Below are 11,437 nucleotides of genomic sequence, written 5' to 3' on the forward strand. Positions count from 1 at the left end.
TAATGGTAAGGTCAAGTAAAACAATTCAAGTTTTTATAACACCTTGTTGTCAATAAAAATTTAGTTTACGGACAGCCTAAAAATATATTTTCTTAAACGATGTTTTGCTGACCCCCTTTATTTTTAATCCTAGTTCATTATTGCTTATATATAAGGCTTCTTTTATCAATCATTTTAAAGCATCAATCAACATAAAAGCACCCTCATCCTAGCCTTCCCCCAAGGGGAAGAAGGGACTTTCAATACCCATATCATTCACTCAACGTGATCATTTTTTATCTGGGCAAGAACGATGCATTGTTTTGTTTGTAGTGCAAGATAATGCTATCAACTCAATGATTTATATCCGTATTTTTAATCAATCCCAACCACGGTGGTGATGTAACTGGTGGTGAGTAGAATCAATAAACCCAGATACATTTCAAATAAAATGGCACAACTTAAATATTGCGCAAATAAGGGTTCCTCAAGTCGTGGAGTAAGAAACCATTTATTGAAAGCAGCAAGTAATAAAATACTCCCCACAAATGCCAGTTTAAGAACAAAACCATGACCATACGAGGTATAGATTAAGGTATTCAAATCTTTAAATAATAACAGTGCAATCGTGATACCACAGAGAATTAAGATTCCGACAACAAAGGCTGCAATTCGCCCAAATGCTTCCATGAGTTTTCTTAATGATCGACCACTGATTTTATGGCTCATTTTCCATAAAGGATATAGTGAGCCCATCCATAACGACATGAAAAAAACATGAATGCTGAGTAGAATTTGAGCAAAAAATGGTAAGTTGGTGACATGCCCGATTTGGGAATAGCTATAAAGAATCGGAATAAGCAATACCGCAAATAGTATTTTTTCAAAAGTGGCAATATGGGTGGTTTTTTTCCCCAATTTGATGGTTAAAAGCAGAAAAATTAAGGCAAAACTGATGATTCTGACAATATGTATTTGCCCAGTGTCTGTATTTAAAAGGATATTGAGATAGGTTTGATCAAAAATGCCAGAAAGCCCCACGTTGGCAAAGCTACCTACCAAAATAAAAAAGCCTAAAGTGCTTCCAACCAGACCTAATGTCGCACCTAAGTGCATATATTTGAGTAGTGTTACTTTTATGCTGGAATAACGCCAAAGTAAAAAATAACAAAAAGCACCGCCAATCATAAAAGCAGTACTGAGATATAAGGTAATTTTTGTTAGCCAAGTTGACCAGATCCAGAATTCGAACATTATTTTTTTTCCTTTATTCGAGTCTGTTGACAATTCGCCTCAGTTTGCGACAACTCAGACCATTGATGAAATGCCAACACACCCTAACAACAGTTCAGTCGCTTGCTGAATGTTGTTTATCAATCTTCAATTTCTTTGGTTTTATTTAATTGTGAAGCTATATTCATTGTTCATGTTATGCCCATCTTTGCCCATTGTTGTCCAAACAACAAAATATTTGCCTTTTTTAAGTGCGGGAACAGGAACATTAAATATTTTTTTTAGATCATGATTCACTTTATAGTTAAGTGGAATATTGGTTCTTTGTGCATCCAGTAACTTAATATTCATTAACATGACTTCTCCACTAAAATTAAGCACTAAACTTTTAGGCGCAGTGGTAATGGATGCATTCATTGCAGGGGTACTGCTGGTTAAATCAACATGAGCCATGGCATTGGTCGCACTAATGAGTATCACTGTACCCAATAAGGCATTACGTAGTTTGGTCATGTTATTTTGTGAGGATTTCATTGAATGTTCCTTTTACTGGTGTGTTTAGACCTTGATTATTAAAGAGCGTGATAGACATCAGAATGACTTTAAAATTACACTTTTGTTATTTAGAAAAACTAAACAATAATAAATATTAAAAGATTTTTAAGGCGAATTGAATATCTGTTAGTCAGAAAAGTTTAATTATTTTTAATAATGGGTTTGCGATTTAATTTTTACAGCTGTATTTTCAACAGCTGCTTGAAGGTGTGATTTTATTTAAGATACTTTTGCGCTGTAGATCATGTTGGCAGATATTCATTTTTAAAAATCACTGTGAAGATCACTAAACCATCTCGTGATTCTGCTTGGATGCTTGCACCATGTAAGGCCAATATCGACTTGGTAATGGCAAGTCCTAAACCTGTACCATCTTCAACACGTTGACGAGAGGCATCTGTTCGATAGAAACGGTCAAACAGCCGAGATAATTGTTCAGGAGATAAGGTAGGACCTTCATTTTCAACTGAAAAACTGGTGTGATCTGCTGTTTGTTGGCATTTAATCTGAATGACTGAATTCGACTTGCCATATTTAATTGCATTGGAGATTAAATTACTCAGCGCACGGCGTAGCATCGCAATATTTGCATTGACTTTCCCAGTACCGACCAGATGAAATGTGATATGTTTTTCTGCGGCTAAAGCATCATAAAACTCAAATAAAGTATTAAATTCTTCGTATAAATGAATGGTTTGTACGTTTTTAAGGTTAAGCCCATTTTCTGCTTTTGCCAAAAACAACATATCTGAGACGATTCTTGCCAGATGTTCAAACTCTTCTAAATTTGAAAATAAGACTTCTTTATAGGCATCGATATCTCGACTGCGCGACAAACATACTTGTGTTTGCGTCATTAGATTGTTGATCGGTGTACGAATTTCATGGGCAAGATCCGATGAAAAGTCTGAAAGCTTTTCTAAAGCCGACTCTAAACGCTCCAACATTTCATTAAAGGCGATGGTCAGTGATTTTAATTCTGTTGGGGTATGCTCAACCTCTAAGCGCTCAGATAAATTTTGCGCTGAAATCCCTTCTACAACTGTGGCTATTCTTTTGATTGGACGCAATCCTCGCCAAACAGCAAACCATCCTAAAAACATTAAACACAGTGCAGCAATTAAACAAATATAAAATAGCTGATGTTTAAATTCATTTAAAAAAAGCATGTGTTCTGAAGTATCAATCGCAACAATAATTTGGGTAGATTGAGCCTCTTCATCGTCTTCAAAAATATTTTGATAGACCAGTCCACGATAATGTTTATCTTGGACTTCCCATCTAATCCATTGCTCAAGATCTGGGTTGGCAATGACTTGTGGTGCGATGGCCATTTGTGCGGAATTAAATACAATTTGATTCACAGGCCGTTCAACTTGCACAATCAGATTATCATGTCCAATCAGAGAATCTTTTAATGCAACATTAAGTTCTTTAGAGTTAGTTGGATGTTGTTTTAATAGATTTTGTATCAGCTGAATTTTTCCCTCAAGGAGTACTCGATCTTCACTTTCAAAGTGTTGTGTGACTCCGAGGTGTATCACGAAGCCCATGATAATTAAAATCGTTACAGTGGAGAGGGAAAAAATAATGGCGATTCGGAAACTAATCGCATTGAACAGCTTACGCCTCATCTTCTACCTCTAGAACGTAGCCCATTCCTCGAATATTCTGAATCAGTTTAGGTGTAAAGTTACTGTCAATTTTATTTCTTAAACGTTTAATTGCAACTTCGACAACATTGGTGTCACTGTCAAAATTCATATCCCAAACTTGTGAGGCAATCAGCGCTCGTGGCAAAATTTCACCACGTCTACGCATAAATAATTCCATCAATGCAAACTCTTTCGCGGTCAGGTCAATACGTTGCCCCTCACGTGTTACACGACGTTTTCTGATATCAAGTTCAAGATTGGCAATACTAATTAAGTTACTGTCTTCTCTTTGCTGTCCGCGACGAAGTAAGCTTTTTATTCTTGCGAGAAGTTCAGCAAACGCGAAAGGTTTTACCAAATAATCATCCGCACCCAACTCTAATCCTTTTACGCGGTCTTCAATTTGATCTCGCGCTGTTAAGAATAAAATCGGCATGGTTTTTCCATTTTTACGCACAGCTTCTATAATATGCCAGCCATCTACCCCAGGTAGCATCACATCTAATATGATGACATCGTAATCTTCAGAAAGTGCATACTGTTTACCTGTGAGCCCATCTGTAACCCAGTCAGTAATATAACCCGCTTCAGATAAACCTTGTTTAAGGTAGTCCCCAGTTTTTTGTTCATCTTCGACTAATAATATTCTCATGTTTGCTTCCTAGAATACTCTTTAAAAATATAATAGCGTGATAAAACTAAAGAAAGGTATAGATTACATAAATGTCACTTTCAAGTCATCTTAATGTTCAATAGTCCGATTTATTGTACCACTTAAGAATCTCAAGCTTGGAGAGGTATAAATGCGAGCAATTTTACAGCGCAGTTTAATGAGCGTGATTTGTCTGGGTACGCTGATGATAACGACTCAATCTTGGGCAGATGCCTCTAAAATGCCGAATAAAACGGATCCTCAAACCGCAGAAAAAACGCCAATGCAATGCTCTATAAAGCCTTGTAATGCGCAGCATGAAGCCAAAAAGTCTAACAATGAACATGCAGAGCAACAGCATGTACATTCAACTGAAATGGCACAAACGACTCAATCGAGTGGGGTTGATATGGCACATGTGATGATGAAGATGGATCATTCAAATATGACGATGCCAGCTATTTCTACGACAGTAAGTAAGTAACACCATAAAAGATTCATGTTGAAATTCAAAGCTTAGGGGATAGATGGCAAAGTTGATTCATCTATTTTGAAAGAAATTAAAATTCGCAGGATGCGTTTAATTATAAATTTTATTTAAAAACGATATTTTTTAAGTATTTAAAAGTTTTGGGAGTGTCATATGTCTAAAATTCAAACCTTACAAGATCCGCTGTTAAATTCTCTCCGAAAAAAACATATTCCAGTTTTTATTTTTCTGACCAATGGGATTAAGTTACAGGGGCATATTGAATCTTTTGATTCATATGTCGTGTTACTAAGGAACAGTGTAGGGCAAATGCAAATTATCTATAAACATTCAATTTCTACTGTTCTGCCGACACGCCATCCACGTTCAAATATCAAAGCCTCTCTTGCAAGATTTGATCATCAACACAGTTACAATACCTTTGAAAATGATCGTGAATATTCATTTGATAGCCAAAATGACTTTGGTTATGAAAATGGTTTTAATGATGAAAAACACTTTGAAGATATTTCTGAAGATGAAAATACTTGAAAATTAGATCATCCAAGGCCCGATCAAATATATAAACAATTGAGTGGCTTTATCTAAGTGATCCTTTGTCTATATATAGACAGCATAAGGATTTTAGTCTGGTTTTTCAGTCTTTAACATTTCCTGTTAAATATTAGGCTTCTTTATATAAGGCCTTTTAAAATCCATAGAGCAAGATGAAATCGCCCTCATCTTATAGTCAAACCACTTAATTATTCATACAAGTGATTTATATCAAATCACTGATCATAAATGAAGCTCATGTTTTTGTATGAATTTTTAGAAACTATTGATTATTCCTTCGGTTTTTGTACTTTTGAATCCTAGATGGTTATCCTATCGTGGGGCGACAGGGATGTCGCCGTTAGGCGGGGGTACAGGACGTACCCCTCGCCTAACATGAGCAAAAACAAAGCACTGCTTTGTTTGCAGCGTAAGGTTTGGCATCCCCTGCAAAAAGTGAGGCATCGCCTACGCAAAGTTATTTAAACTTTGAACATAATGTGTGGCATTGCAAGCTTTTTTATAATCAAATAATTTAATTTTCTATGTAATTAATTTAATTGAAAAATATTGATTAAGAGAAATTATATTCTTGTTTTTGAGTTTTTTGATAGGTTGACTATATTTAAGAGATAAAAAAGACCCACAAGATAAGTGGGTCAATACGATAAAAAACATAGGCAGATTTAAATTTATCTGCCTTCAATTCACATAATTATAAAAATACAAACAGTAAAATAATACCCAATACCACACGGTACCAAGCAAACACTCTCAACGTATGTTTTTCAACAAATTTTACCAAAGCTTTGACCACCAAAAGCGCAGCAATAAACGCAGCCACAAATCCCACGGAAATATTAATCAGATTATCTGAGGTTAAAACATCTGCATTTCGAATTAAATCATAGGTTGCAGCACCTAACATGGTTGGCATTGCAAGGAAAAAAGAAAATTCGGTTGCCGCTTTACGTGATAAACCAGATAACATCCCGCCAATAATGGTGGCGCCTGAACGTGATGTTCCCGGAATCATAGCAAGACATTGAGCAAACCCAACCAGAATTGCCTGTTTTAAGGTAATGTCTGTGGCTTCAATGGTTTTAGGTTCAAACTTTCTGGCTTCTACAGCAAAAATAATGAAGCCCCCGATGATTAAAGCAAAAGCCACAACCAAAGGACTAAACAGCACTTGTTTAATAAAATCTACTGCTAAGACCCCAATCACCACCGCAGGAATAAATGCAACTAAAACATTAATCGCAAAACGTCTGGCTGCAACATCGCCTGAGAAAAAGCCGCGAATTAATTCGATAATTTTTTGTCGATACAGCCAACATACGGCCAAGATAGCACCCAATTGGATCACCACTTCAAATACACGTCCCGAATCTGAGTGAAAATCAATGAGATGACCAAATAAGATCAGATGTCCTGTGCTTGAAATCGGTAAAAATTCAGTTAAACCTTCGATTAACCCCAAAAACAATGCTTTAAGCAGTTCAAAATTTTCCATAAATAAAATAAACAAGCGTTCTAAAATTTGAACCTTTGTAATGTATTTAACGCTGTTTATAAATCAAAAAAGACAAAATTTTACGAAATTTTTACGCGGCTGATCTGACTGTAAATAGAGAGTTTACGGAGTATTTTCGGATACTGAGTTGTGGAATATCCCAGCATTTAGGATGAAAAAGATGAGTGCTAAATATATAGCGCATCAACAAGTACAGCATCCAAAATTATGCGTACTTCAAAAACATATAAATCATTGCAATATCGACATTTTTAATTTGAGCCAATCAAGTTGGGGGGGAATGTCATGTTAGAGTTTATCTTAGTCTTGGTGATTGTGGTGCTTTTGGCTTTTCCTTTAGGGAAATATCTTGCCTGTATCATGCAAAACCGAGAGATGAAAATTGATCCAATTTTTAACTGGATTGAAAAACCGATTTATCGTGTTTTGGGTACACATCCTGATCAAGGGATGAATGCAAAAACCTATTCACTCAGCTTTGTCGCGAGTTGTATCGTCATCGGATTGGTCACTTGGCTGTTGTTTATGTGCCAAGCAAGTTTGCCACTCAATCCAAATAATGCGCCGAATATGTCATGGGATTTAGCCCTGCATACTATGATTTCATTTCTGACCAATACCAACCAACAGCATTATTCAGGTCAAGCGCAACTGTCATATTTATCACAGATGGTTGGTATTGTTGGATTGCAAATCATTACGCCAATGATGGGATTGGCAATGGTGGTCGCAACCGTACGTGCCTTGTTTTATCCGCAATCGAATGCTTTGTCAGAAGCAGATCAAAACCTAAGCTTTCAAAATAAAGTTGAAAAAATCAATGTTGGTAATTATTGGGCCGATGTGATTCGTCCAACCTTTCGGTTTTTAATTCCTCTATGCATGATTTGGTCATTATTACTCAATAGCCAAGGTGTGCCATCAACCTTTCAAGGTAGTCCAGAAGTTCAAGTGATTGACCAAACCACTGAATTAAAAACTCAAAAAATTCCACTTGGTCCTGTTGCACCCATGGTTGCGATTAAGCAATTGGGCAGTAATGGTGGTGGTTGGTATGGGCCTAACAGTAGTGTGCCATTGGAAAATCCAACACCATTTTCAAATTTCTTAGAAATGATTGCGATTCTACTTATTCCTGTCGCAGTGATTTTTATGTTGGGTTTTTTAACTAAACGCGCAAAATTTGCTGGCTTTGTTTTTGGCTCAATGTTACTGATGTCGGTTGTTTCAGCCACGGCGGCAATTTGGTCTGAAAGCCTGTCATCTACCGCGATGCAAATTTATGCCATGGAAGGAAAGGAAGTGCGTTTTGGTGAAGCATCTTCCGCATTGTGGGCTGCCATAACCACACAGGTCAACAATGGTTCCGTCAATATGATGCATGATTCTGCATCGCCATTAACAGGCTTAGTGGCGCTGGCAAATATGCTGATTAATGCGATTTGGGGCGGGATCGGCTGTGGCTTACAGCAATTTATGATCTATCTGTTTTTGGCTGTATTTATTGCAGGTCTGATGACAGGGCGTACACCTGAATTATTTGGCCGCAAAATCGAAACAGGGGAAATCAAATTACTTGCTGTGGTGATTTTGATTCAGCCAATTACGATTCTCGGTTTAAGCTCAATCGCTTTGTTTTTCCCAGAACTTACAGGCAATAGTAATCCGCAATACCATGCCATTTCGCAAGTGTTGTATGAGTATGTTTCGGCCTTTGCCAATAATGGTTCTGGTTTTGAAGGTTTAGCAGACAATACTGTGTGGTGGAACGTGAGCTGTGTGATTGCTTTATTGCTTGGACGTTTTCCAACATTGATCATTCCTTTAATGATTGCTGCGCGTTTAGCTGCAAAGCGTCAAGCTCCTGAAAGCAGTGGTAGTTTAAAAGTGGAAACACCAACCTTTGCTTTCACCCTGATTGCCATTGTGGTGATGTTGACCTTATTACAATTTATGCCAGTCCTTGTTTTAGGACCGATCGCTGATCAGCTGTTATTGGTACAAGGCTAGGGTGAATAATATGAACCATTCAAAACAATCTACGCAAAATAAATCATCAACTTTATTCCAAGGTGAAGCTTGGAAAAATGCCTTGATTAAGTTGTTACCACAACATGCGATTAAAAATCCAGTGATGGCGATCGTATGGCTGGGTACCATTATCACACTGGTCAGTACTTTAACGGGCCAAGCCGATACTGTATTTGGTTTAGCGGTGACCTTGATTTTATTTATCACTGTATTATTTGCCAATTATGCTGAAGCGATTGCCGAAGCCAAAGGTCGAGGTCAAGCCTCCTCCTTAAGACAAGCGCGTCAAAACTTAACCGCACGTCGACTCAGTGCTAAGGATGACTCAGAGGGTGTGCAAGTCGCTGCAACTTTATTAAAAATGAATGACCTGATTGAAGTCCGTGCAGGGGAACTTGTTCCTGCGGATGGTGAGATTATTCATGGTTTTGCGACCATTAATGAAGCTGCGGTAACCGGTGAGTCAGCGCCAGTTTTACGTGAAGCAGGTACCGATAAATCGGGTGTGATTGGGGGAACTAAGGTTTTAACGGATCGTATCGTGGTACAGGTGACAGCCGAAGCGGGGAATAGCTTTCTTGACCGAATGATTGCTTTGGTTGAGGGCTCAAATCGTCAAAAAACACCAAACGAAATCGCACTAGGGATTTTACTGACTGTGATGACCGTGACCTTTATCGCAGTGGTGGTGAGTTTACCTTTTATTGGGCATTTCTTAAAAATTGAAATTAACCCGATTTTATTGGTGGCTTTGTTGGTGTGTTTAATTCCAACCACCATCGGTGGCTTGTTGCCTGCAATCGGTATTGCGGGGATGAATCGGGCATTAAAAGCCAATGTGATTGCCAAATCAGGTAAAGCCGTCGAAGTGGCGGGTGATGTGGATGTATTGTTACTCGATAAAACAGGAACCATCACCTATGGTGATCGTCAGGCAACAGCATTTTTCCCACTGACGGGTGTGACTGAGTCGGAACTGCGTCAAGCTGCGATTTTGACTTCACTTGCTGACCCAACGCCAGAAGGTAAATCCATTGTGGTTTTGGCAAAAGAGCTAGGTGAACATATTGTTGAACCTGAACAGGCCGAGTTTATTGCCTTTAATGCCGCAACGCGAATCTCAGGTGTAAATTTATTCAATGGTCAGCAAATCCGTAAAGGGGCAGTAGATGCGATTGTTAAATTCGCTTCACAGAATATTGAACATCATAGTGAGCTTAAAACGCGGGTAGAACAGGTTGCTTCAAAAGGTGCAACGCCGTTAGTGGTGGCAAAAGATCAAAATATTCTGGGGGTGATTGAACTTTCAGATGTAATTAAACAAGGCATCAAGGAAAAATTTGCTCGCTTACGTGAAATGGGCATTAAAACGGTCATGGTCACAGGGGATAACCCGCTGACTGCTGCTGCCATTGCGGCTGAAGCTGGTGTCGATGACTACATCGCTGAAGCGAAACCTGAAGATAAGTTAAATTGTATTCGTCATGAACAGAATAAAGGTCATTTGGTTGCTATGGTTGGTGATGGAACCAATGATGCACCTGCTTTGGCACAAGCGGATATTGGTTTGGCAATGAACTCAGGGACCCAAGCGGCAAAAGAAGCGGGCAATATGGTGGACTTGGATTCAGATCCAACCAAATTATTGTCTGTCGTTGAGATTGGTAAACAGCAGTTAATTACCCGTGGTGCATTGACCACCTTTTCCTTGGCCAATGACGTTTCCAAATACTTTGCCATTTTACCTGCTTTATTTGTTGCAGCCATTCCTCAAATGCAAGCTTTAAATGTGATGCGCTTGGGAAGTTCAGAAAGTGCAATTCTCTCAGCACTGATTTTCAATGCCATCATTATTCCATTATTGATTCCAATTGCTTTACGTGGGGTGAAGTTTAAGCCTTCAACATCAACGCAATTATTACGTCGAAATATGCTGATCTACGGTGTAGGTGGTGTGGTGTTGCCGTTTGTTGCGATCAAGCTGATTGATCTGATGATCAGCCCCCTATTGGCGCTTTAGAAACTTTGAGGATGATAAAAATGAATACTGAAAATAATCGATTGCTTGAGTCATCATTCGCTAGACTAACACGGGCATCGCTGGGCTTAACCATTGTTGCGTTGGGTTTATGTGGCTTTGTCTACAGTGCTACGGCAACAGGGTTGGGACAAGTTTTTTTTGATCAACAAGCCAATGGCAGTTTGATCGTTGAAAATGACCGCGTTGTCGGTTCTAAACTGGTTGCACAGCCTTTTGTACAAGCACAATATTTTCATCCAAGACCTTCTGCTGCCAATTATGACCCAATGGCAATGGCGGGAAGTAATATGGCACGGACCAATCCTGATTTACACAAAGCAGTAGAGGAACGTTTAAACAAAATTGTGATACAGGATCACGTTGAAAAAAGCGCGATTCCTGCGGATTTGGTCACGGCTTCAGGCAGCGGAATTGATCCTGAAATCAGTGTGCAATCTGCAATGATTCAAGTAAAACGCATTGCCAAAGCAAGACATTTGTCTGAACAGGATGTGCTAAGGTTGCTGCAAGAAAATAGTATACAACCGACATTTGGAATTTTAGGGCAAGCCAGAGTCAATGTACTTGAATTAAATTTAGCTTTGGATCAAATTGGAACTCAATAAATGGGTTGCAATCATCAACGCAAAATGAATCAGTGTTGATGTAATTGATTCTCTCTGATTGTTGAAAAGCGGGCATTATTGGGATTTATCTTCGTATAAATTTACAATATTCCCTCTTTGAGATT

General features: G+C 38.4%; 10 protein-coding genes. 5 read left to right on the forward strand and 5 right to left on the reverse strand.

What is annotated here, in order from left to right; all coding sequences use genetic code 11:
• Positions 1 to 354: 354 nt before the first annotated feature.
• From MTO68_RS06535 to MTO68_RS06550, 4 genes are all read right to left on the reverse strand, one after another.
• Entirely contained in the window at positions 355 to 1,236 is an 882-nt protein-coding gene (locus MTO68_RS06535; protein WP_244015958.1) for a CopD family protein, read from the reverse strand.
• 138 nt (positions 1,237 to 1,374) lie between these two features.
• Positions 1,375 to 1,746, reverse strand: coding sequence for a copper resistance CopC family protein (locus MTO68_RS06540; protein ID WP_244015411.1), 372 nt, complete (start codon positions 1,744 to 1,746; stop codon positions 1,375 to 1,377).
• A gap of 263 nt (positions 1,747 to 2,009) precedes the next feature.
• Positions 2,010 to 3,401, reverse strand: coding sequence for a heavy metal sensor histidine kinase (locus MTO68_RS06545; protein ID WP_244015412.1), 1,392 nt, complete (start codon positions 3,399 to 3,401; stop codon positions 2,010 to 2,012).
• Positions 3,391 to 4,074 (reverse strand): heavy metal response regulator transcription factor, encoded by a 684-nt coding sequence (locus MTO68_RS06550; RefSeq protein WP_004722117.1) that lies wholly within the window; start codon positions 4,072 to 4,074, stop codon positions 3,391 to 3,393. The genes MTO68_RS06545 and MTO68_RS06550 overlap by 11 nt, the downstream gene beginning before the upstream one ends.
• A 151-nt stretch (positions 4,075 to 4,225) precedes the next feature.
• Here MTO68_RS06550 and MTO68_RS06555 point away from each other — a divergent pair, with 151 nt between their 5' ends.
• Both MTO68_RS06555 and hfq read left to right on the forward strand, forming a co-directional pair.
• A complete protein-coding gene (locus MTO68_RS06555; RefSeq protein ID WP_239046145.1) occupies positions 4,226 to 4,558 on the forward strand; it encodes a hypothetical protein in 333 nt (110 codons plus the stop codon).
• A gap of 159 nt (positions 4,559 to 4,717) precedes the next feature.
• Positions 4,718 to 5,095, forward strand: coding sequence for an RNA chaperone Hfq (gene hfq, locus MTO68_RS06560; RefSeq protein WP_244015413.1), 378 nt, complete (start codon positions 4,718 to 4,720; stop codon positions 5,093 to 5,095).
• Between the two features lie 718 nt (positions 5,096 to 5,813).
• On the opposite strand, the gene MTO68_RS06565 is transcribed toward hfq, so the two are convergent.
• Complete coding sequence (locus tag MTO68_RS06565) at positions 5,814 to 6,614, reverse strand: undecaprenyl-diphosphate phosphatase (RefSeq protein WP_056516247.1); 801 nt, start codon at positions 6,612 to 6,614, stop codon at positions 5,814 to 5,816.
• A gap of 306 nt (positions 6,615 to 6,920) precedes the next feature.
• On the opposite strand from MTO68_RS06565, the gene kdpA reads away from it, so the two are divergent.
• Genes kdpA through kdpC form a run of 3 tightly spaced genes read left to right on the forward strand, consistent with a single transcriptional unit; the run spans position 6,921 to position 11,312 of the window.
• A complete protein-coding gene (gene kdpA, locus MTO68_RS06570; protein WP_244015414.1) occupies positions 6,921 to 8,645 on the forward strand; it encodes a potassium-transporting ATPase subunit KdpA in 1,725 nt (574 codons plus the stop codon).
• A gap of 10 nt (positions 8,646 to 8,655) precedes the next feature.
• The gene (gene kdpB, locus MTO68_RS06575) at positions 8,656 to 10,686 is read left to right on the forward strand and encodes a potassium-transporting ATPase subunit KdpB (protein WP_244015415.1); all 2,031 of its coding nucleotides are present in this window, start codon (positions 8,656 to 8,658) and stop codon (positions 10,684 to 10,686) included.
• Between the two features lie 20 nt (positions 10,687 to 10,706).
• Complete coding sequence (gene kdpC, locus MTO68_RS06580) at positions 10,707 to 11,312, forward strand: potassium-transporting ATPase subunit KdpC (protein ID WP_244015416.1); 606 nt, start codon at positions 10,707 to 10,709, stop codon at positions 11,310 to 11,312.
• Positions 11,313 to 11,437: the final 125 nt, after the last annotated feature.

Source organism: Acinetobacter sp. NyZ410, from assembly GCF_022828975.1.
In the GTDB taxonomy this organism is placed as follows: Bacteria; Pseudomonadota; Gammaproteobacteria; order Pseudomonadales; family Moraxellaceae; genus Acinetobacter; species Acinetobacter guillouiae.

Bases quoted from the DNA above. Each gene is read 5' to 3' on its own strand.
- MTO68_RS06545 (WP_244015412.1), bottom strand. From the start codon at position 3,401: ATGAGGCGTAAGCTGTTCAATGCGATTAGTTTCCGAATCGCCATTATT.
- kdpB (WP_244015415.1), top strand. From the start codon at position 8,656: ATGAACCATTCAAAACAATCTACGCAAAATAAATCATCAACTTTATTC.
- MTO68_RS06565 (WP_056516247.1), bottom strand. From the start codon at position 6,614: ATGGAAAATTTTGAACTGCTTAAAGCATTGTTTTTGGGGTTAATCGAA.
- MTO68_RS06540 (WP_244015411.1), bottom strand. From the start codon at position 1,746: ATGAAATCCTCACAAAATAACATGACCAAACTACGTAATGCCTTATTG.
- kdpA (WP_244015414.1), top strand. From the start codon at position 6,921: ATGTTAGAGTTTATCTTAGTCTTGGTGATTGTGGTGCTTTTGGCTTTT.
- hfq (WP_244015413.1), top strand. From the start codon at position 4,718: ATGTCTAAAATTCAAACCTTACAAGATCCGCTGTTAAATTCTCTCCGA.
- MTO68_RS06550 (WP_004722117.1), bottom strand. From the start codon at position 4,074: ATGAGAATATTATTAGTCGAAGATGAACAAAAAACTGGGGACTACCTT.
- MTO68_RS06555 (WP_239046145.1), top strand. From the start codon at position 4,226: ATGCGAGCAATTTTACAGCGCAGTTTAATGAGCGTGATTTGTCTGGGT.
- kdpC (WP_244015416.1), top strand. From the start codon at position 10,707: ATGAATACTGAAAATAATCGATTGCTTGAGTCATCATTCGCTAGACTA.